The organism is Acinetobacter sp. I-MWF, from assembly GCF_025433935.1.
Classification (GTDB): Bacteria; Pseudomonadota; Gammaproteobacteria; order Pseudomonadales; family Moraxellaceae; genus Acinetobacter; species Acinetobacter guillouiae.
The window spans coordinates 2,010,760-2,031,948 of sequence record NZ_JAMBAR010000001.1 but is presented as its reverse complement, the minus strand read 5'-3'; the positions used below and the strand labels follow the sequence as shown (position 1 = coordinate 2,031,948).

19 protein-coding genes are annotated in these 21,189 nt (G+C 38.9%); 16 read left to right on the top strand and 3 right to left on the bottom strand.

The genetic code is table 11. The features are described 5' to 3' along the window. The first annotated feature begins 32 nt into the window (after nt 1–32). The 8 genes from M2R48_RS09360 to M2R48_RS09325 all read left to right on the top strand — a co-directional run bounded on the left by M2R48_RS09360 (nt 33) and on the right by M2R48_RS09325 (nt 8,718). Nucleotides 33–1,265 carry an SfnB family sulfur acquisition oxidoreductase gene (locus M2R48_RS09360; protein WP_262085909.1) on the top strand — a complete coding sequence of 411 codons (1,233 nt, stop codon included), beginning with the start codon at nt 33–35 and terminating at the stop codon, nt 1,263–1,265. After that, a complete protein-coding gene (locus M2R48_RS09355) occupies nt 1,265–2,698 on the top strand; it encodes an LLM class flavin-dependent oxidoreductase (RefSeq protein ID WP_262085907.1) in 1,434 nt (477 codons plus the stop codon). The genes M2R48_RS09360 and M2R48_RS09355 overlap by 1 nt, the downstream gene beginning before the upstream one ends. Before the next feature lie 55 nt (nt 2,699–2,753). Continuing rightward, on the top strand, nt 2,754–3,635 hold the full coding sequence (locus tag M2R48_RS09350) for a MetQ/NlpA family ABC transporter substrate-binding protein (RefSeq protein WP_262085905.1): 882 nt from the start codon (nt 2,754–2,756) through the stop codon (nt 3,633–3,635). A 10-nt stretch (nt 3,636–3,645) separates the two neighbouring features. After that, complete coding sequence (locus tag M2R48_RS09345) at nt 3,646–4,482, top strand: MetQ/NlpA family ABC transporter substrate-binding protein (protein WP_262085904.1); 837 nt, start codon at nt 3,646–3,648, stop codon at nt 4,480–4,482. Between the two features lie 11 nt (nt 4,483–4,493). Then, the gene (locus M2R48_RS09340; protein ID WP_262085902.1) at nt 4,494–5,564 is read left to right on the top strand and encodes a methionine ABC transporter ATP-binding protein; all 1,071 of its coding nucleotides are present in this window, start codon (nt 4,494–4,496) and stop codon (nt 5,562–5,564) included. After that, a complete protein-coding gene (locus M2R48_RS09335; protein WP_004720927.1) occupies nt 5,545–6,204 on the top strand; it encodes a methionine ABC transporter permease in 660 nt (219 codons plus the stop codon). Before M2R48_RS09340 ends, M2R48_RS09335 begins: the two co-directional genes overlap by 20 nt. A gap of 349 nt (nt 6,205–6,553) precedes the next feature. Beyond that, nucleotides 6,554–7,645 carry a redox-regulated ATPase YchF gene (gene ychF / locus M2R48_RS09330; RefSeq protein ID WP_004720929.1) on the top strand — a complete coding sequence of 364 codons (1,092 nt, stop codon included), beginning with the start codon at nt 6,554–6,556 and terminating at the stop codon, nt 7,643–7,645. A gap of 461 nt (nt 7,646–8,106) precedes the next feature. Then, nucleotides 8,107–8,718 (top strand): superoxide dismutase, encoded by a 612-nt coding sequence (locus tag M2R48_RS09325; RefSeq protein ID WP_151801703.1) that lies wholly within the window; start codon nt 8,107–8,109, stop codon nt 8,716–8,718. A gap of 222 nt (nt 8,719–8,940) precedes the next feature. Here the strand turns inward: M2R48_RS09325 and M2R48_RS09320 are convergent, their stop codons facing one another. Then, on the bottom strand, nt 8,941–9,483 hold the full coding sequence (locus M2R48_RS09320; RefSeq protein WP_262085901.1) for a DUF962 domain-containing protein: 543 nt from the start codon (nt 9,481–9,483) through the stop codon (nt 8,941–8,943). A gap of 332 nt (nt 9,484–9,815) precedes the next feature. On the opposite strand from M2R48_RS09320, the gene M2R48_RS09315 reads away from it, so the two are divergent. Together M2R48_RS09315 and M2R48_RS09310 are read left to right on the top strand one after the other, a co-directional pair. Continuing rightward, nucleotides 9,816–10,517, top strand: a complete 702-nt coding sequence (locus M2R48_RS09315; RefSeq protein ID WP_262085899.1) for a Crp/Fnr family transcriptional regulator — start codon at nt 9,816–9,818, stop codon at nt 10,515–10,517. Between the two features lie 168 nt (nt 10,518–10,685). Continuing rightward, a complete protein-coding gene (locus tag M2R48_RS09310) occupies nt 10,686–11,093 on the top strand; it encodes a hypothetical protein (protein WP_262085898.1) in 408 nt (135 codons plus the stop codon). Nucleotides 11,094–11,168: 75 nt separating this feature from the next. On the opposite strand, the gene M2R48_RS09305 is transcribed toward M2R48_RS09310, so the two are convergent. Continuing rightward, a complete protein-coding gene (locus tag M2R48_RS09305; protein ID WP_004720940.1) occupies nt 11,169–11,651 on the bottom strand; it encodes a hypothetical protein in 483 nt (160 codons plus the stop codon). A gap of 102 nt (nt 11,652–11,753) precedes the next feature. Here M2R48_RS09305 and M2R48_RS09300 point away from each other — a divergent pair, with 102 nt between their 5' ends. From M2R48_RS09300 to dapC, 6 genes are all read left to right on the top strand, one after another. Next, a complete protein-coding gene (locus M2R48_RS09300; RefSeq protein ID WP_004720941.1) occupies nt 11,754–12,491 on the top strand; it encodes an AzlC family ABC transporter permease in 738 nt (245 codons plus the stop codon). Nucleotide 12,492: 1 nt separating this feature from the next. Continuing rightward, nucleotides 12,493–12,828, top strand: coding sequence for an L-valine transporter subunit YgaH (ygaH, locus tag M2R48_RS09295; protein ID WP_056510745.1), 336 nt, complete (start codon nt 12,493–12,495; stop codon nt 12,826–12,828). A gap of 168 nt (nt 12,829–12,996) precedes the next feature. After that, nucleotides 12,997–13,494 (top strand): metal-dependent hydrolase, encoded by a 498-nt coding sequence (locus tag M2R48_RS09290; protein ID WP_056510742.1) that lies wholly within the window; start codon nt 12,997–12,999, stop codon nt 13,492–13,494. 190 nt (nt 13,495–13,684) lie between these two features. Continuing rightward, complete coding sequence (gene purT / locus M2R48_RS09285; protein ID WP_262085897.1) at nt 13,685–14,893, top strand: formate-dependent phosphoribosylglycinamide formyltransferase; 1,209 nt, start codon at nt 13,685–13,687, stop codon at nt 14,891–14,893. A gap of 26 nt (nt 14,894–14,919) precedes the next feature. Beyond that, nucleotides 14,920–17,586, top strand: coding sequence for a [protein-PII] uridylyltransferase (glnD, locus tag M2R48_RS09280; protein WP_056510738.1), 2,667 nt, complete (start codon nt 14,920–14,922; stop codon nt 17,584–17,586). 28 nt (nt 17,587–17,614) lie between these two features. Beyond that, nucleotides 17,615–18,784, top strand: a complete 1,170-nt coding sequence (gene dapC / locus M2R48_RS09275) for a succinyldiaminopimelate transaminase (RefSeq protein WP_262085895.1) — start codon at nt 17,615–17,617, stop codon at nt 18,782–18,784. A gap of 52 nt (nt 18,785–18,836) precedes the next feature. On the opposite strand, the gene M2R48_RS09270 is transcribed toward dapC, so the two are convergent. Further along, entirely contained in the window at nt 18,837–21,059 is a 2,223-nt protein-coding gene (locus tag M2R48_RS09270; RefSeq protein ID WP_262085893.1) for a TonB-dependent receptor, read from the bottom strand. Nucleotides 21,060–21,189: the final 130 nt, after the last annotated feature.

Here is a 21,189-nt window from a genome sequence, read left to right as displayed (position 1 = left end):
AAACGACTTTGTTACTCATCAGGGAAATATATATGACAACTTATCAAGATATCAATAAAACATTGGATGTGCACAATCATCCCTTTGCACAAGCACATATTATTCAAAATGATCAAGAAGCTTTAGAAATCGCGCAACAGTTGAGTCAACAATTTAGAGAGAATGCGGTACTCCGTGATGCTGAAAGAATTTTACCTTTTGATGAGGTTGAAGCTTTTAGTCAATCTGGGTTATGGGCGATCACAGTACCGCGGCAATATGGTGGTGCAGAAGTATCTAGCCATACTGTTGCTAAAATAATTGCATTATTCAGTGGCGTAGATGGCTCTATTGGTCAAATCCCACAAAACCATTTTTATGCACTGGAAGTATTACGTAATACAGGCACCGAGCAGCAAAAGAAAAAACTCTATAGTGAAGTACTCCAAGGCGCTCGTTTTGGCAATGCCCTCGCTGAATTTAAGACCAAGACTGCGGCACAAAAGCATACCCAAATTAGTCAAACTGAACATGGTTATGTGGTCAATGGGGAAAAGTTCTATTGCACAGGCAGTCTATTTGCCCATCGTATTCCAACATTAGTCCGTGATGCTGAAGAACGTGAATATTTAGCTTTTATTTCGGCCGATGCACAAGGCTTACAACGTATCAATGATTGGTCAGGCTTTGGACAAAAAACCACGGGCAGTGGCACCGTTAAATTCAATCAAGTTTTTGTTGAATCTGAATACGTCATTCGTTTTGACACCGCATTTTCTGAACCCACCCTCGTTGGACCATTTGCACAAATTATGCATGCTGCGATTGAAACAGGCATTGCGCGTGCAGCATTTGAAGAAACAATAGAACGGGTTAAAAAAGCACGCGCATGGATTGATGCCAATGTAGAACGTGCAGACCAAGATCCACTGACCATTTATGAATTAGGTCGTGTTGCTGCGGATGTAAGAGCAAGTGAGGTTTTATTAAAACAAGCTGCTCAATCTATTGATGCGGCAAAACCACTACCTACAGTTGAAAATATTGCCAAAGCCTCACTAGATGTAGCTAAAGTCCGTGCACACAGCACAGAAACAGCATTAAAAGCATCTTCAAAATTGATTGAGTTGGCTGGAAGTCGGGGTAGTCAACGTGCCGATGGTTTAGATCGACATTGGCGCAATGTACGGGTACATACACTGCATGATGCATCACGCTGGAAATATTATTTTATTGGAAACTATGTATTAAACAACATCCTTCCACCACGCAGAGGGACATTGTAATGACAAATACATCTCAACATACAGCATCCAAAAAACAAATCTTACTCAATGCTTTTGACATGAACAGTGTCGGCCATATCAATCACGGCTTGTGGACCCATCCGCGTGATGAATCTCATCGTTTTAATGAGCTCAATTACTGGACTGATCTCGCTAAGACCTTGGAGCAAGGTTTATTTGATGGGCTGTTTATCGCAGACATTACCGGTGTTTATGATGTCTACCAGAATGGTATAGATTTAACCTTAAAAGAGTCCATTCAACTGCCGAGTCATGACCCATCTACCCTGATTTCAGCAATGGCAGCGGTAACCCAAAATCTAGGTTTTGGCGTGACCGTGAACCTTAGTTATGAAACACCGTACCAATTCGCACGGCGCTTCGCGAGTTTAGATCATCTGACACAAGGTCGGATTGGCTGGAATATTGTCACTGGTTATTTGGACAGTGCTGAACGCTTGATTGGGCAAAAAAGTCTAAAAGATCATGACTTACGTTATGAGCAAGCTGAAGAATTTTTAGAGCTTTGCTATAAGTTTTGGGAAGGTTCTTGGGAAAATGATGCAGTACAAAAAGATAAGCAAAAGCGTATTTTTACTGACCCGAAAAAAGTTCATCAAATTAACCATCAAGGGCGCTTTTATCAAAGCCAAGGTGTTTTCCAAGTCTCACCGTCACCACAGCGTACCCCTGTGCTCTTTCAAGCAGGTGCTTCACCACGCGGTTTAGCATTCTCCACACGTCATGCGGAATGTGTATTTATTGGAGGGGACCAACCTGCAAAAATCAAACAACAAGTGGATAAGATTCGAGAACTGGCTGTGCAGCAAGGCCGTAATCCAGAAGATATTAAAATCTTTGTGGGAATCACAGTGGTTACAGCTGAAACAGATGAGTTAGCTCAAGAGAAATTAGCTGAATATGCTCGCTATGCAAGTCCTGAAGCTGGTTTAGCACATTTCTCAAGTTCAGTCGGTATCGACCTATCCAAATATGCTGATGATGAAGCCATCCCATATCAACAAACCAACAGTATTGCTTCAGTCAATAATAAATTTAAGGAAAACCAGATCACACCTAACGATCTTAAAGCACAGCATCAACTCGGTGGTCGTTATCCACTGATTGTTGGAAGTGGAGAAACAATTGCTGAAAAATTAATTCAGTTGATTGATGAAACAGGTATTGATGGTTTTAACCTAACGCGTACTGTTGCGCCTGAATCACATCATGACTTTATTCGTTTTGTGATTCCTGAACTGCAACAACGTGGCAGATTTAAAACCAAATATGAAAATGGTTCTTTACGCAACAAAATCTTTAAACAAGGTGATCATTTAACCCAACAACACCCTGCTGCTGATTTTCGATGTCAAAACTCAAATCATAACAACAGCATCGAAACGGCAGATCGGCAAAAGCAAACTGCCTAAATATCCTAATCAGCAAACATGATGAATTGAATAATTTCACTTTAAGGGGTGTCACATGACTCAAATAAACTCACCTGCAAATGGTAATCCATCCAGAAAATCAGGCTCCAAGAATAAATTTATTTTGCTTGGCGTGATCATTATTGCCGTGATTGCAGGACTTTTTTATTGGAACCAACATAAAAAAGCCGGTTCAGAAGAAATCACCATTGGTATTAGCCCACCCTTTGCCAAGCCTTTACAAGTTGCAGCAGAGGAAGCCAAGAAACAAGGGATTCATATTAAACTGGTGGAATTTTCAGATTGGAACACACCGAATATCACACTGAATCATGGTGATATTGATGCAAACTATTTCCAACACCAACCATTTTTAAGCAATGCGTTAAAAGAAACTAATTTTAAACTGAAACCGATTGCCACAGGTGTTGCAACTCATGTGGGCTTATATTCTAAAAAATATGATTCTTTAACGGCTGTACCTGAAAATGCACGTGTGGTGATTCCAAATGACCCAGTCAACCAAGGTCGCGCACTGTTGCTTTTACAACAGGCAAAACTCATCACCTTGAAAGATCCGAATAACCATTTATCAAACTTACAAGACATTACCTCAAACCCTAAAAACTTTAAATTTATTGAAGTTGAAGGACCTCAAACTGCGCGTGCTGTAGATGATGCTGATTTAGTATTTAGCTACCCACTTTATTTACGTCTTGCAAAAACCATTGATCCAAACAAAGCATTATTACTCGATGATAATACCAATACACGTTATGCCATCTTGTTTGTTGTAAAAGATGACTATGAGCAAAAGCATCCAGAAAAAGCCAAACAGTTAAAAGAATTTGTAAAAATTTACCAAACTTCGGACAAGGTCAAACAGGCTTTGAATGATGATATTGGTGAAAATTTATGGTTCCCAGGTTGGAAATAAGGAACAACTCATGTCTCAAGTTTCCAAACTCAAAAACAAGAACCTGCTGATTGGTCTTGCTGTTGTCATCGTATTATTAGGACTTTTTGCCTATCGTTATGTACAAAATCAACAAAAGGATAATGTACTCACGATTGGCATTAGCCCACCTTATGCCGAATTACTACAAACGGTTGCCAAAGAGGTAGAGAAAGATGGTATCCATGTCAAACTGGTCGAATTTTCAGATTGGCAAGCACCCAATGTTGCGGTACAAAACCGTGACATTGACGCTAACTTTTTCCAACAAAGTGTATTTTTAAAGAATGCCATTAAGCAAACCAATTACGATTTGCATGCTTTTGGTATAGGTAGTGGCAGCCATGTCGGTTTATATTCAAAACAATATAAATCCTTAGCGGCCTTACCTCAAAATGCTCGTGTTGTCATCCCGAGTGACCCCGTCAACTCTGCGCGTGCTTTGATCTTGTTACACCGTGCGGGGTTAATTCAAATCAAAGACATCAACAATGAACTTTCCACACTTCAAGATATTGTTTCAAACCCAAAACAGTTGAAGTTTTTAGAAGTTGAAGGTCCACAAACAGCTTTAGCTTATGATGATGCAGATCTAATTTTTGGTTTTCCGCATTACTTAAATATGGCAAAAAAAGCCGATCCGCATAGTGCCCTGTTTTTAGATCCCGTTGATAAAAAGTACGCCATTCTTTTTGTGACACGTACCGATTATCAAGACAAAAATCAAAAGTTAGAGAAATTTATTCAAGCTTTCCAAAACTCACAGCAAGTTCGAGATATTTTAGATAAAGATTTCGGCAAAGATATGTGGTTTGCAGGCTGGAAATAAGGAGAATAGAAATGGTGAGTTTCGGTTCGCATGTTGATTTTTCAGTCCCTCATATCAAAATTCGTGATCTGAATAAATACTATGATGGGCAAGATCAACAGATCCATGCGTTAAAAAATATCAACTTAGATATTCCTCAAGGCAAGATTTTCGGCATCATCGGTAAAAGTGGTGCAGGTAAATCCTCCTTAATCCGAACCTTAAATGGTTTAGAAGGTATTTCTGAAGGCAGTATTCATATTCATCAACAGAATTTGGCTGAACTCAGTCATGCTGAGTTGATTCAAACACGTCAAAGAATTGGGATGATTTTTCAGCATTTTAATTTAATGTCTGCCAAAACAGTTTGGGACAATGTGGCATTGCCTTTAAAAATTGCCCATGTCGATAAAGCTGAAATTGAAACACGTGTTAACGATGTTTTAGAACTGGTCGGTTTAGGAAATAAAGCACATAACTACCCTTCACAACTGTCTGGTGGTCAAAAGCAACGTGTTGGTATTGCTCGTGCGCTGGTGCATCATCCTGAAATTTTATTGTGTGATGAAGCAACATCTGCACTTGATCCAGAAAGTACCTCAGTGGTTTTATCCTTGCTGAAAAAAATCAATCGAGAATTGGGGATTACCATTGTTTTAATTACCCATGAGATGCAAGTGATTCGTGAAATTTGCGATCAAGTGGTGGTGATTGAACATGGTGAAATCGTTGAGTCAGGACAAGTCTGGTCCGTGTTTTCACAACCTCAGCAGAAAATCACACAAGAATTGTTAAACCTAGAACAACTCGATTTGCCCTTTCCAGTGCATGCAGCGTTGCAACAAGATTCAACCCATAGCATTTTGAAGCTACGCTATGAAACCGATCCGAAAAACTCACCTGATTTAGTAGAACTTTTTCAAGTTTTTGAAAAATCGGTACATTTATATCAAAGTCATATCGACAATATCCAAAACCATTTGATTGGAACGCTGATTGTCGGTACTGAACAAACCCATTTAGACTTGCATAATTTACAAGAAAGGTTAAAACATCAAATTGCACAAATAGAGGTACTTGGCTATGCAAGACCAACTCATTGATTTATTGCTGACAGGAACCATAGATACCTTACTGATGGTTGGCGTATCTGCCATTGTTGCCTTTTTGATTGGCTTACCTTTGGCAGTGATTTTGGTCAATACATCTGAACAAGGGATTTATCCATCTAAAAAGATTAATCATGCATTGGGTACGGTGATTAATATTACTCGATCTGTTCCCTTTTTGATTTTAATGGTGGCGCTGATTCCTTTAACCCGATGGATTGTCGGAACCAGTTACGGAGTCTGGGCAGCTGTTGTTCCATTAACTTTAGCAGCGACACCATTCTTTGCCCGTATTGCAGAAGTTAGCTTACGTGAAGTTGATCAAGGTCTAATTGAAGCTGCACAAGCGATGGGCTGTAACCGTAAGCAAATCGTTTGGCATGTACTTTTACCTGAAGCCCTTCCCGGTATTGTGGCTGGTTTTACAGTCACAATTGTCACCATGATTAACTCCTCTGCAATTGCGGGTGCAATTGGTGCTGGTGGCTTAGGTGATATTGCTTACCGTTATGGTTATCAACGCTTTGATATGCAAATGATGTTTGCTGTGATTGTGGTCTTGGTGGCTTTGGTCATGATCGTTCAAGCATTTGGTGACAGTTTGGCAAGCCAGTTGGATAAGCGGAAGATTTAAGTTTTTCCAATTAACTTAATTCGCATCAATATAAATAAAATAGATTCAGCTTTTGCCTTGTTGAATGATACAAGGCTTATACATCTGTAGGGCGACATGGATGTCGTTGTTGGATGCAGGACAGTAACTTTACTTAATTTGATCCACTTATAAAAATCATGCTAAATCAATTGTCACCCCCTAGAATGCTCATTTTGTTCAATAAAAGTGCTGATCTCAGGCAAATATGTAGCACTTGATATATTTGAGATGATCTGATTTTAAAACTTATAGGTCGCAGACCTGACTTTGTCATGGCTTTCATGTAAAATCATCCGCAATTTTTATATAACACTTTGTGAGTTATTTCATGGGTTTTAATTGCGGTATTGTCGGCTTGCCGAACGTTGGTAAATCTACACTTTTCAATGCATTGACTAAAGCTGCTATTGCTGCGGAAAACTTCCCATTCTGTACCATTGAACCAAATACAGGCATCGTACCTGTACCTGATCCACGTTTAGACAAATTAACAGCCATTGTTAAGCCACAACGTGTTATTCCAACTACGATGGAATTTGTAGATATTGCAGGTTTAGTTGCGGGTGCATCTAAAGGCGAAGGTTTGGGTAACCAATTCCTTGCAAACATCCGTGAAACTGATGCAATTGCACATGTTGTACGCTGTTTTGAAGATGAAAACGTAATTCATGTAAATGGTAAAATTGATCCATTAGATGATATTGCAACGATTAATACTGAACTTGCACTTGCTGACTTGGAAACTGTAACTAAAGCCGTTACACGTTTGGCAAAATCTGCAAAAAGCGGTGATAAAGAAGCGCTTGCAACAAAAGCTGTTTTAGAAAAAATTCTACCTTTACTTGATGAAGGCAAGCCAGCTCGTGCAGCTGATTTAGATGATGATGAGCGTAAACTTGTGCGTGGTTTTGGTTTAATGACATTAAAACCGACCATGTATATTGCAAACGTTGCAGAAGATGGTTTTGAAAACAATCCACACCTTGAAGCTGTGAAAAAGTTAGCTGCTGAGGAAAATGCAATCGTTGTTCCGCTTTGCAACCAAATCGAAGCTGAAATTTCATTGTTGGATGATGAAGATCGCGCTGAATTCCTTGAAGCATTAGGCATGGAAGAACCAGGTCTAAATGTGGTAATTCGTGCAGGTTATAGCTTACTTGGCTTACAAACTTACTTTACAGCAGGTGTTCAAGAAGTTCGTGCTTGGACTGTAAAAGTGGGAGCAACTGCACCTCAAGCTGCGGGTGTAATCCACACTGACTTTGAAAAAGGCTTTATTCGTGCAGAATGTATTGCATATGATGATTTCATCCAATACAACGGTGAAAACGGCGCTAAAGAAGCAGGAAAATGGCGTTTAGAAGGTAAAACTTACATCGTTCAAGATGGTGATGTATTGCACTTCCGTTTTAACGTATAAACGGATCTCATGCTTTAATGAGACAGGTTGAAGACTTCTTCAACCTGTTTTTTTTCGTCATAGAATCTTTCGCTGGTTTTCGTTTAGTTTATAAATGTCTGACGAATATTTAAAACTTGTTTTCTAAATGTAGATTCAACGATCTGTTGATTGATTTGCGGACTATTTCGATCATTCATCTCATCTCTATAAGGTCAGCCCTGTTTTTAATGAAACACGTATTCAGGTTTTTATAAAAAAATCAACATTTAAAATTACAATATTCCAGTAAATATACGCGATATTTATTTACATCTTAAAACGCGCCAAACGTCTATCGCTAAACCCTGCCTCAATTGATCATCTCTATTTTGAAATCAGCTACACAATAATAAAGTTAAGTAGGTTGCACTTTTGATGTTCATATATAATAATGATAATTATTAGCATTACCACTATACTTAACATCACAGGATTAATTCATGGCTTACTCGCTTCCACAACTGCCTTATGCATACGATGCACTTGAACCTAATATTGATACAAAAACAATGGAAATCCACCATACCAAGCACCATCAAACCTATATCAATAATATCAATGCCACAGTTGAAGGCACAGCATGGGAAAAGTTGTCGATTGAAGAACTGGTTTCAAAAGTGAATGAAGTTCCTGCTGATCTTAAAAATAGCGTGATTAATAATGGTGGTGGTCATGCCAACCACTCTTTATTCTGGACAGTAATGAGCCCTCAAGGCGGTGGAGAGCCAATTAAACAAATCGCTGAAGCAATTGACAGAGATATTGGCGGTTTTGAAAACTTTAAAGAAGCCTTTACCAAAGCAGCACTGACACGATTTGGTAGTGGCTGGGCATGGTTAAGCGTAACCCCTGAAAAGAAAGTCATCGTAGAAAGCAGTGCCAATCAAGATTCACCACTGATGAATGGCAATATTCCGATTCTGGCTTTAGATGTCTGGGAACATGCTTATTATTTAAAATACCAAAATCGTCGTCCCGAATATATTGCGGCATTTTATAATGTTGTGAATTGGGAAGAAGTGAATCGCCGTTATTTAGAAGCAATCCAATGAAATACTATACAGACCATATGACGATGCCAATGTTCAATTCTTCACTGATTAAAAAAATAAAATTTTATATTGGTTGCGCCATTTTTTTCTTTGGTTTAGTGATATTTATCAAAGAATTCTTATTCTAAAACAAACAAAAATATAGAAGTCGATACCCTTTAAGTCATTTTAAATTACTGACTTAAAGGGTTTTATCATGAACTAGATTCTTTATCTTTCAAATTATTTCGCGTGTAAAGCGTCTAATGATTTTTCATCCATTGCATTACGTTGCTTTCTGGCTTCTGCTCGCATTTTTTTTTGTAGATCTTTACGAAAACCCAGCAAGAATACAAACTCAGCTAAGACAAATAATGGACCAATCGCTAAACCGACTAAATCATCAACAAATGCAGGTTTTTTCTTTTCATAAAAATGCCCTACAAATTGGAATACCCATCCTACAACAAAAGTACCAATGCTGATACTTAGCCAAGTTCCCATGCCTAATTGAGCAATTTTATAGGCAAATGGATAGGCTACTGCATAAATAAGCAACATTAAAAAGCCGAATGATTTATCCAGACTTAAATAATAAATCACACTTAAAATCAGTAGAATCAATGCCAAAGTGATTTCAAAACCTGAAAGCATCACCCCTGCTCTAGCCGTTAAACACATAATTGAAAATACGATCATCGGGATACCAATAAAATGCGTAAATACATTTTTATGATCTAAATGATAAGCTGCGTACTGGCTAAGAAGTTGTTCTAATCTGTTCATTTTCAGCGTCCTTGTTAATCTCTTCATTTCACTATATAAAAGCGCTAAGATAAAAGTTGTCGTCTAGCTGACAAGTTGAATTGATTTTTCATTTAAATTTGCAAAGAAGTAGATAACAACAGCTTTCACAATAAATTTATTGATACATTATGGCCAGTGACTCTGTCATATTCACGCTAAATTGCTGCCCTTAAAGGAGGATTGTAAATGGTTCTACTCAGTGCTTATCGCTACTGATTTTATCTAAGGAACTTTCTATCCTACTGACTATGCTGTTAGATATATTTGAAAATCAAAGCAAAAATTAACAATGATACATAAAAGGACATATTGTGCTGAATTCAACGGACCTTGAATTATTATCAAAGAATTTATGGTATTCACAACTGCCTATTCCTTTTCAACAATTGATTCAACAACAAGCCCATTATCAAAAATTTGAGCGTGATCAAGCGATTTTCAGATCAGGCGATCTATTTAATGGCATCTATGCGGTCTTAGATGGTCGGGTACGCTTAGGTTATATTGATATTGAAGGAAATGAATCCGTTGCTGCTATTGCAGAACCGATTATGTGGTTTGGAGAAATTTCTTTGGTGGATCAGCAATCACGTTCTCATGATGCCATTGCTGTTGGAAAATGTTTAATTTTACATCTCCCCAGCCAAGCGATTCAGAAAATTTTAAATGACTATCCGCAATATTGGTTCCATATCGCCCAATTGACCAGTCAAAAACTTCGCTTTGCTTTTTTAGAACTCATTTCAATTCAAACCCAGCATATACGACAACGATTAGCTCAGCGTTTGATGTTTATCTTAAACGGCTATGGCAATCATATCCGTATTGAAAATAACATCATTCATTTATCACAAGAACAATTGGCATTGCTGCTCAAATGCTCACGTCAGACCATTAACCAAGAATTACATTTACTCGAACAACAAGGCGTTTTAAAAATTGCCTTTAAAAAAATAGAAATTTTAGATATCAAGCAATTACATTCTATTGCTCACTCACTCGGCCAACTCTAATTTAACACATCACTTTTCTACTTTTAGACAAATATTAAATTCACCTTAAACGGCTGGAATATATAATCATTTTATAAATAAAATATACAAATAATCTATTCTACTTTGTGAAAAATACAATTATATTTTAGCGAGGCGCTAATGCCATCTCAATAAAAGTTGAAATAAATGAAAAAAATCACAACATTGCTCACAGCGGGATTATTCACTGTACTTAGCGCTTCTGCTTTTGCTTGCCCTAAAGGCACAACATTGGTTGGTGGTACAGGTCCAAACCATAAAGGCGGCAAATGTGTTGCGGCTAATCCTGCAGCTCAAGCGACTCAAAAAGCAACGGCTGCAAGTACAAAAGCCAAAGCTGATGCAACGCAAGCAAAAGACAAAAGTGTAGCTGCAACAAAAGCTGTTGAAGCGAAACCGAAAGAAACAGCAACAAAGCTAAAAACTGAAACTGCTGCAAGCAAAGCAAAAGCTGAAGCAACAACCAAAGCAGTAAAAAATGGCGCCGCTGCAAAATCAACTGCTGCCAAAGACAAAGCAGTGAAAACTGCATCAACCAATCCATTAAAACCTTAAGTAACACCGAACGTACTTAACCTAGATCTGTATCAATAAAAAATGGCGCATATTTGCGCCATTTACTAGGGTCTGTTAAAAAATATTATTATTTGCCTTGGTATTGCCTAAACTTGGATTTTCAATTGCATCTTTGCACTGGGCTTTATCACGCTCATATTGCGCTTGATTTTTTTGCATTTCACCATCTTTTTCCAATGTCGATCTTGCCCAAGTATCTAAACTGGTCATGGCTTTACGACACAACGCGTATTTACCTTCTGTCACCGAATCGGTCATTTTGACATTGATACGCCAGTCGGTACTGAGTTTCCGTAAAGGTTTACGTACATTGTCTTCAATCAAATTCAATTGCTTACGGTAGACAAAGGGTTCCACCTGATTGATCAGCTTCCATGCTTCATTGGCATAGGTTGTCGCATCATTGGTTAGTTTTGGCGCAGCTTTAATTTCAACTTTTTCTTTAGGTTCAGAAGATGAATTACCACATGCTTGTAAACCTAAAACACCTAACACCAAGGTCATACTCAATAATAATTTCGACTGATTTGCGAACATAAAGTTACGCCTAAATAAACATTTCGCTACTATGCTAGTAAATTCGGGTAGAATACACAATCTTGATTTTACCTTTTGTTTTACTCTCGTTTTAGGTGTCCTGTGTCAGAGCACAATCCCTCAGTCCAAACTGCTGGCTTTTGGCAAGGCGCTAAAGACAGTCAAGCCATCATCTTTACTTATCTGCCTGTATCTTTTGCCTTTGGTGTATCCGCGACCCAATTTGGTTTTAGTGCATGGGAAGCCTTATTTCTATCTTGCTCTATGTACGCTGGTGCTAGCCAATTTCTTGTGGTTGCATTATTGGGCAGTGGTACATCTATTTGGATGACAGCACTTACAGTCATTGCACTGGATATTCGCCACGTACTTTATGGGCCAGCCTTACAAAACCTGATTCAAGACCGTTTAAACCTTAAAAAGACCGCAGTATGGGCCTGGGGTTTAACCGACGAAGTTTTTGCGGCTGGAATGATTAAACTTTCCCAACGTCGTCAAGAATGGTCAGAGTCTTGGATGCTAGGACTCAGCTTGTTTAGCTGGATGTCATGGGCCTTGGGTTCATTTTTAGGTGGTTTATTTGCAGATCAAGTCAGCGACTTGCCGCAATTTTTACAAGCCGCTTTAGACTTTTTGTTACCTGCATTGTTCTTAAGCTTCTTACTAGCAGCCTTTGAGAAAAAACATACTTTTGTGGTTGCCGTATCTTTAGTGGTTTCAGCATTGGCCTGTTATTTTATCAACATGTCGGCAGCAATTTTTATTGGGATTGCATCTGGGATTTTAGCAGGACTATTTAAACATTATGTTTTAAAGCAAACTGATGAAGTGAGTATTTAAAATGGATTTACAGATTATCTTGGTGGGGATATTGGTCGGTATTGCAAATTTTGCTTCACGCTTTGGTCCATTCTATCTGCTGCAAAAAAGCCAACAACACACACAAACTCGTGGCGCAACATGGTTAAAAATTGCATTAGGCAGTATTGGAATTGCAGCAATCAGTTCAATGTTAATTGTCGCCACTCTTCCACCATTGATCGAAACTCCAAATAAAAGTTTTGCGATGTTGGTGGGCTTTATTGTACTCACAGGATTGTATTTTAAATTTAAAAGAATCGTTTTGGCGACACTCACAGCAGCATTGGCCTATGGCTTGGTCTATACCTATCTGTAGTTTTGTTGATTAAAGCATATTTTAATGCATCAGCAGATCAGCGTGTAAATTTAAAGTCTTTCGGATTTAAAATGCTTTCATCTAATTAATTTACAATAAAAAACCATGTGAATTAATTAGTTGTGTATGATTACTTTCAAATAAAATATTTAAAATACGCAACTTGATATGTTTATCGCACACTTACCTTCTGGCTATATACTGGCTAAACTTTTACTCAAGAAATTTAAACAGACAAAAATCACCAATAAAGCTTTTTTTACGCTGATTATGCTTGGTGCAGTTTTTCCTGATATTGATCTATTCTATTTCTATTTATTCGATCATAGATCGGTTCATCACCATAAGTATTTTTTACATTGGTTTTCATTTTGGATTCCAATCTTTCTAATCGCTTTATTTTATTTCATCCATTCAAAATACACGGCTAAACCTGCCCTGATGATCAGTCTTTTTTCGGGTGCTGCCCTGCTACATATTGGCTTGGATACTTTTGTAGGTGATGTTTGGCTTTTTGCACCGTTTATTGATCAACCCTATGTGTTTTTTGAAGTCAGCTCACGTTATCAGCCATGGTGGTTAAACTTTATACTGCATTGGTCGTTTTTTGTAGAACTACTGATCTGCCTCATTGCGTTGATTCTGTTGGTTCGTAAAAAGAATTAATTAAAAATTCTTGATCAGTTTCCTTGCGCAAATTCAAAGCCACTTCATTTGTAGTGGCAAACCGCCTATAAGCTAAAAACTTTATAAAAAAATCTGTTAGACAATATCATTATTTTATGTCAATCAGCCCTTAACACACGCCTGAGTTCTGCTATGCTAACAGTCCATAAGACAAGCATGGAAGAATAGCATGAGCGTTACTATTGGTACCCCACTTCAATCATCTGCATTTAAAGTTTTACTGTTAGGTTCAGGAGAGCTTGGTAAAGAAGTGGTGATTTCATTACAACGACTTGGTGTTGAAGTTCACGCGGCAGACCGCTACGAAAACGCACCTGCCATGCAAGTTGCTCATTTCTCTTATGCCTTAAACATGGCAGATGCAACAGAATTAAAAGCTTTAATTGAAAAAGTAAAACCCAATCTTATTGTTCCAGAAATTGAAGCGATTGCTACTCAAGTATTAGTCGAAATCGAACAACAAAATATTGCAACCGTGATCCCTTCGGCAAAAGCAGTGAATTTAACCATGAACCGTGAAGGGATTCGTCGTTTAGCGGCGGAAGAACTTGGTTTACCCACTTCCGCTTACCGTTTTGCCAATACCTTAGAAAGCTTCCGTTCTGCATGTGATGACATTGGTTATCCGAACTTTGTTAAACCTGTAATGTCTTCCTCTGGTAAGGGGCAATCTCGTGTCAAAGAATATGCTGAAGTTGATGCAGCTTGGGAATATGCTCAAACTGGTGGTCGGGTAAATCAAGGTACAGTCATCGTTGAGTCACAAATTGACTTTGATTTTGAAATCACCTTACTCACTGTACGTTCGAAAAATCCAGAAACATGTGAAATTGAAACCGCTTATTGTGACCCAATTGGGCATCGTCAAGATTCAGGCGACTATGTAGAAAGTTGGCAGCCCCAAGCAATGACAGAAGCAGCTTTAAATGAAGCCAAACGCATTGCCAATAAAGTCACTGTAGCACTTGGTGGCTGTGGGATTTTTGGGGTAGAACTGTTTGTAAAAGGTGATAAAGTATGGTTTAGTGAAGTATCACCGCGTCCACACGATACAGGCTTAGTCACACTTGCATCACAATTCCAAAGCGAATTTGAATTACATGCACGTGCGATTTTGGGTTTACCTGTCAATACTGAACGACATAGTATTGCTGCAAGTGCTGTAATCTATGCAGGTGTAGATGCAAAGAATCTTTCATACGCTGGCTTAAATCTTGCTTTGCAAAATCCTGCGACAGACTTACGCCTGTTCGGTAAACCTGAAGGATTTAAACGTCGTCGTATGGGCGTGGCAACAGCACGTGCTGAAACAACAGACCAAGCACGTGAACTTGCACAAGAAACGGCTGCAAAAGTCACTGTTCATTTAAACAACTAGCCAATATATTTGCGGACAAGACATCCATGATCAACACCTCTCCTCTGTTGGAATATGTAACTGATATACATGACATTAAAGCGATTAATCAATGGCGTAGCGATGTTGAGCAACAGTTAAATGAGGCCTATGATCATGGTACAACAATACGCGAAATTGTCCGTACCCGTTCAAATGTGGTAGATGAAGCCCTTATGTTTCTCTGGAAGCATTCGGGGCTAGATCAAACAGATCTCGGTTTATTTGCTGTTGGTGGCTATGGGCGACGCGAAATGTTGCCCTATTCCGATGTCGACATCATGATTCTTTCAGAAGAAGATCTTTCTCCTGAACAAGAACAAACAGTGACGCAATTTATTTCTACACTTTGGGATGTGGGGAATTTTAAACCGGGTGTCAGTGTACGTACCATCCGAAGTTGTTTTGAACAAGCCACCAATGATCTCACTGTGGCAACCTCGCTGATTGAAGCGCGATTAATTATTGGCAATCAACATCTGGCAAGATGGCCTCGTCGTGTCGTTTCCCAAACTTGGACAGATAAGACTTTCTTTGATGCCAAGATGGATGAACAAGCACAACGTTATGCGCAACATAACAATACTGAAAGCAATTTAGAACCCGATATTAAAAATGCACCCGGTGGTATTCGGGACATTAACCAAATTGGCTGGATTGCCAAACGGCATTTCCGAGTCAATCGTATTTACGACTTGGTTCATTTGGGTTTTATTTCTGAATTTGAATTGGGTGTCCTAGAAGAAGCTGAAAACTTTCTTTGGGAAATCCGCCATCATTTACACCGTTTAACCAAACGTGATGAAAATCGCCTATTGTTTGATTATCAACGTGATATTGCAGCTAAATTTGGCTATACACGAGAAGATGATCATCATCCAAATTATCCAATTGAACAGTTCATGAAGCGTTATTATCGTACCGCGCAGCAGGTTTCGACCTTAAATGAAATGTTATTGGCTTATTTCAATGAATCGGTGATTACCCCACGTTTACCCGACTATGAACGTAAAATCGAAAATATTAACGAACATTTTAAATTGGTCGATGGCAAGCTTGCCGTTCAACAACATAAAACCTTTTCCGAAAATCCAAGCGCTATTTTAGAGATTTTTTATATCTTGGCGAATCGCCCTGAAATCGAGGGTATTCGTGCACGTACACTGCGTCTTTTGACTTTAGCAGCAAAACGCATCGATCAAGCTTTTCGTGATAATCCGACCCATCAAGCATTATTCATGGCGATCATTCGCTCTCCATATCGTTTATATGAAACCATGGTGGCAATGAAGCGTTATGGTGTATTAGGAAATTATATTCCTGCATTTGGTCAAATCATGGGGCTGATGCAATATGACTTGTTCCATATTTATACCGTCGATGCACATACCTTACTGTTAATTCGTAATTTAAATCGTTTTAAAGAACCTGGCTTTGCCAAAGATTATCCTGTTGTCAGTTCTGTATTTCAACGCTTAGTCCGCCGTGACATCGTATTCCTTGCTGCATTATTCCATGATATTGCCAAAGGCCGTGGTGGAGATCACAGTGAACTTGGCGCTGAAGATGCAATTGAATTCTGTCTTGCGCATGGGTTTACTGAGCGCGAATGTAATCTGGTTGCTTGGCTCATCCAAAACCATTTACTGATGTCGATGACCGCACAGAAAAAAGATATTTCTGACCCAGATGTGGTGAAAGAGTTTGCTGAAAAGCTTGGTGATATGGAGCATTTAGATTATCTCTATACGCTGACAGTTGCCGATATCAATGCCACCAATCCAAAACTTTGGAATACATGGCGCTCTTCTTTGATGCGTCAACTCTATACCCATGCGCGTGATGTAATTCGTTCTGGTTTGGGTCGACCTGTTGATTATCAAATGCTGATTGAAGATACCAAATTCTCTGCAAGCGAAGTCTTGGTGGATGAGTTTCCACTCGATCAAGTTGAAAAGGTTTGGCAAGAGCTTGGGGACGAATACTTCCTTAAAGAATCCGCAGATGAAATTGCATGGCATACTCGCGCCATTTTGCAACACGGCGACAACCCTGCACCATTGGTGCTCATGCGTGCGCACCGTAAAGCAGCACAAGATGCTGTACAGATCTTTATTTATACTCAAGACCAACCCAATCTGTTTGCCACCACAGTGGCAATTTTGGATCGTATGAATCTGGATGTCCAAGATGCACGGATTATCACTGCAACCAAAGCCTTTAGTTTAGATACTTATGTGGTCTTGGATCGTTTCGGTACCTTATTAACCGATCCTGAACGTGAAGAAACAGTCAAACAGGCGTTAATTAAAGCCTTAAGTGAATCAGATAAATATCCGGGTTTGATGCAACGTCGTATTCCACGTCAACTTCGCCACTTCGACATTGAGAATACCGTGGATGTAACACTTAACGAAGCTTTGCAACAAAATATGGTTGAAATCTCTACCCTCGATCAACCGGGCTTACTTGCACGCGTTGGTGGTTTATTTATGATGCAAGGTTTAGACATACATTCTGCTAGAATCGCCACACTGGGTGAAAAAGCAGAAGATATCTTCTTTGTCACCAAAAAAGATGGCACCCCCCTCACTGAAGCTGAGGCTGAAGTCTTTACCGCAAAATTAAAAGCGGCATTAGATGAAGCATCCAATCAAATCTGTGGGCAACATTAATCTTACTTTCTATCGTGGTAATTGTTTCATGAACTCTAGTTTGTCTTTATTACATCCTTATCCATTTGAAAAGTTAAGCCAGCTTTTTAAGGATGTAAAACCTGCAGATTTACCTTTGATCCCACTTTCAATTGGAGAACCAAAGCATCCTGCTCCTGAGTTTGTGAAGCAAGCGATCATTGATAATTTTCAGCACCTTTCAACTTATCCAAACAGCAAAGGTTTACCTGAACTTCGTGAAAGTATTGCTCAGTGGCTAACCCGTCGTTTTAAACTGAATGCAATCAGTGCCGAAGATCATGTCCTTCCAGTTACAGGTACACGTGAGGGAATTTTCTCTTTTGTACAGGCCTTGATTAATCGTGATGATGCACCTTATGTAGTAATGCCTAATCCGTTCTATCAGATTTATGAAGGTGCAACACTTTTAGCTGGCGCCAAGCCATACTTTGTCAACTGTACCGAAGACAACAATTACCTCGGTAATTTTGATGCTGTACCTGCTGAAGTTTGGGGAAAAACTGCACTTTTGTTTGTTTGTACGCCGGGAAATCCTACTGGTGCGGTACTTTCAAAAGCTCAATTCGAAAAGCTAATTGCACTTTCTGACCAATATGACTTTGTGATTGCCTCTGATGAATGTTACTCAGAATTGTGGTTTGATGAAGCACCGATCGGTTTATTGGAAGTCTGTGCTGAATTAGGTCGTGACGACTATAAAAATTGTATCGTGTTCCATTCACTGTCTAAGCGTTCAAACCTACCGGGTATGCGCTCAGGTTTTGTTGCTGGGGATGCAAACTTACTTAAACCTTATTTAAAATTCCGCACTTATCACGGCGCTGCAATGCCAGTCCAACATCAATTGGCTTCAATTGTTGCTTGGAACGATGAAACACATGTTGAAGAAAATCGTAGACTGTATCGTACTAAGTTTGATTTGTTCCAAAATGAACTCGGTCATCTTTTACCATTACAAAAGCCCGATGCAGGTTTCTATTATTGGTTAAAAGTCGATCATGATGAAAACTTTGCCAAAATGTTAATGGAAAAAGCCAACATTAAAGTTTTACCAGGGCGTTATTTGTCTCGTGATACTGAACAAGGCAATCCTGGTGAAGGTCATGTTCGTATGGCATTGGTCGCAGATATTGCTCAATGTGAGCAAGTGATTCAACGTCTAAAAACCATTTTATAAAAATATGCTGTTATAAAAAATGCCCCAAATTTGGGGCATTTTTTTATGGTATTTAAAAATCAAAAGCTGCACTTAACATGAATGTACGAGGTTGCCCAGCAACCAAGTAGCCGTTATTGGTGTTAGTAGTACTGTTGATGTTGTCGAATAGACCAACTGATGACCAATAATTTTTATCGAAGACATTATTTACGCGGAAATTAAAAGTTGTCGGTGTTTGCCCCAACTGAGTTTTATATGTCGCACCAAGATCTAAAGTTGTCCAATCACCTACTTTCAATTTGTTGTCTAAACTTGCATGAGTCGAACCTGTATAAGTGACTTGAGCATTTAAAGACACATCTTGAACTGTTGGTAATTTCCAATCAGCACCAACATTTGCTTGAAATTCTGCAACACCCACTTCCTTTTTATTATCGTAGTTAACATTTCCTGTATTTTTTTGCTTTGCATCAATCCAAGTTGCACCACCTAACACTTTTAAAGAATCAGTCAATTGACCAAAAGTATTGAGTTCAACACCACGATGTACATATTTACCCGCATCACTAAAAATACTGTTTTCAAGTACTGCGCGCTGCTTATCGATATCAAACAAACTTAGGCTTGCACCAAACTGATCATTTTCATATTTGGCACCAATTTCTTTTTGTTTAGCAACGAATGGTTTGAGTGTTGTGGTTTCTTTCGTTGTTGAATTGGTATTACTCAAACCTTTAGCTAAAGATTCAATATAATTTGCATAAACTGAAACTTCAGGCAGAATTTTATAACTTAGACCTAAAGCAGGGGTAAACTTACTCTCATCATATTCGCCAGACTTAATTGAAGTTCCATAATTATAGTTTTCTTGCATGATGGTTTGATAACGTCCACCGAGCATAACTGTTAATTTATCATCTAAAGCTTTGAGGTTATCGCCAATGGCAATACTTCTTAAACGTGTCCGAGTCGTTAATTTAGGTGTATCTAAGTTATTCCCAAACAACGCATTTTGTGAATAAGTAGGTTGGTCATACTGAATTGGATTATAGATATTGTTGGCTAATGTATTTTTATAGTCCATCACATAAGCATTGCGGGTGTTCTGTTGAAATGCCGATGCAGATAGCACTAAATTATGTTCAATTGAACCTGTGTTTACTTTGCTACGCACACCAACTTCACCAGTATTGACCATATCTACACGCGCATTGTCAAATCGGTAAATGGTCCCCGCGCCTGTTGTCTGATTGGTCAAGGTCATATTTGCTAAACTGTTTTGCTCTTCGCCATGTCGAAAACCATAAGCAGCGTAAGCCGTTAAATTATCAGCTAAATCATATTCAGCACGATAACTTCCAAAAACATCCTCTTCATTTGAATACGTCCATTTTTGTGCAAAGTTATCTGAGCCATCAATTGCTTTCGGAATCTCAGTAATACCCGCGCCTAAAGTCACGTTTGGACGAGTCGCTTTTAAACGATTATTCACATAACCCATATCGCCAGAAAGACGTAAACGATCACCGCGGTAATCCAAGCCTATAGAAGCTAAACCTAAAGATGCTTGTTCATTATCAACAGCCGTATCACCACCATGATATGCTGTGTTTACACGTACACCGAATTGTTGATCTTCACCAAAACGGCGAGAAATATCATTGGCAATATAACCACCATTAAAATCCGTACCCACTGTGACACGATTGAGTGGTTCGTTACTTGCACGTTTCGGCAATAAGTTAATTGCACCACCAATCCCACCATTACTTGGCATGGCGCCATTTAAAAATGAGGATGCCCCTTTTAATACCTCAACACGTTCAAACAGCTCCGCAGGAATATATTGACGTGGTAAAATTGAATATAAACCGTTATAGGCTGTGTCGTCTGAACCCAAGTTAAAGCCACGAATATAATAGTTTTCTTGGAAATTACCAAAACCGCGTCCGACACGAACACTTGGATCTGCTTTTAAAACATCCCCAACACTTTTTGCTTGCCGCTCTTGAATATATTGATTGGTATAGCTGGTCAGATTAAACGGCGTATCTATATTTTTCAGATTGCCAAATATCCCAACTTTACCGCCAGAAGCCACTTGTCCACCGGCAAATGCTGGCATTAAACCCTCTGCTGATGCATCTGCACTTGCGACTACTGTAATCGTACTCAGTTGTTTTGCATTGCCATTGCTCGATTGAGTCGATGAAGCATCTTGTTGTTCAGCATGCGCAATTGCAGCACTTGTCGCCACTGCCATCATCACAATTAAGGGTTTAATTTTTCGCATAGGAGGCTCTAAAACAGTCATCTAAATTAAGCCGCCATATTAAATGATAATCACTCTTACTTAAACTTGCTTTCTCATTTTATAAGCGTGATTTTTTAAATAAAAAAGCAAGATCTCATGGTATTTATTT

Coding starts and splice junctions, on each gene's coding strand:
- M2R48_RS09355 (WP_262085907.1), top strand. CDS start 1,265: ATGACAAATACATCTCAACATACAGCATCCAAAAAACAAATCTTACTC.
- M2R48_RS09340 (WP_262085902.1), top strand. CDS start 4,494: ATGGTGAGTTTCGGTTCGCATGTTGATTTTTCAGTCCCTCATATCAAA.
- dapC (WP_262085895.1), top strand. CDS start 17,615: ATGAACTCTAGTTTGTCTTTATTACATCCTTATCCATTTGAAAAGTTA.
- M2R48_RS09350 (WP_262085905.1), top strand. CDS start 2,754: ATGACTCAAATAAACTCACCTGCAAATGGTAATCCATCCAGAAAATCA.
- ychF (WP_004720929.1), top strand. CDS start 6,554: ATGGGTTTTAATTGCGGTATTGTCGGCTTGCCGAACGTTGGTAAATCT.
- glnD (WP_056510738.1), top strand. CDS start 14,920: ATGATCAACACCTCTCCTCTGTTGGAATATGTAACTGATATACATGAC.
- M2R48_RS09325 (WP_151801703.1), top strand. CDS start 8,107: ATGGCTTACTCGCTTCCACAACTGCCTTATGCATACGATGCACTTGAA.
- ygaH (WP_056510745.1), top strand. CDS start 12,493: ATGGATTTACAGATTATCTTGGTGGGGATATTGGTCGGTATTGCAAAT.
- M2R48_RS09290 (WP_056510742.1), top strand. CDS start 12,997: ATGTTTATCGCACACTTACCTTCTGGCTATATACTGGCTAAACTTTTA.
- M2R48_RS09360 (WP_262085909.1), top strand. CDS start 33: ATGACAACTTATCAAGATATCAATAAAACATTGGATGTGCACAATCAT.
- M2R48_RS09310 (WP_262085898.1), top strand. CDS start 10,686: ATGAAAAAAATCACAACATTGCTCACAGCGGGATTATTCACTGTACTT.
- M2R48_RS09345 (WP_262085904.1), top strand. CDS start 3,646: ATGTCTCAAGTTTCCAAACTCAAAAACAAGAACCTGCTGATTGGTCTT.
- M2R48_RS09335 (WP_004720927.1), top strand. CDS start 5,545: ATGCAAGACCAACTCATTGATTTATTGCTGACAGGAACCATAGATACC.
- M2R48_RS09320 (WP_262085901.1), bottom strand. CDS start 9,483: ATGAACAGATTAGAACAACTTCTTAGCCAGTACGCAGCTTATCATTTA.
- M2R48_RS09270 (WP_262085893.1), bottom strand. CDS start 21,059: ATGCGAAAAATTAAACCCTTAATTGTGATGATGGCAGTGGCGACAAGT.
- purT (WP_262085897.1), top strand. CDS start 13,685: ATGAGCGTTACTATTGGTACCCCACTTCAATCATCTGCATTTAAAGTT.
- M2R48_RS09305 (WP_004720940.1), bottom strand. CDS start 11,651: ATGTTCGCAAATCAGTCGAAATTATTATTGAGTATGACCTTGGTGTTA.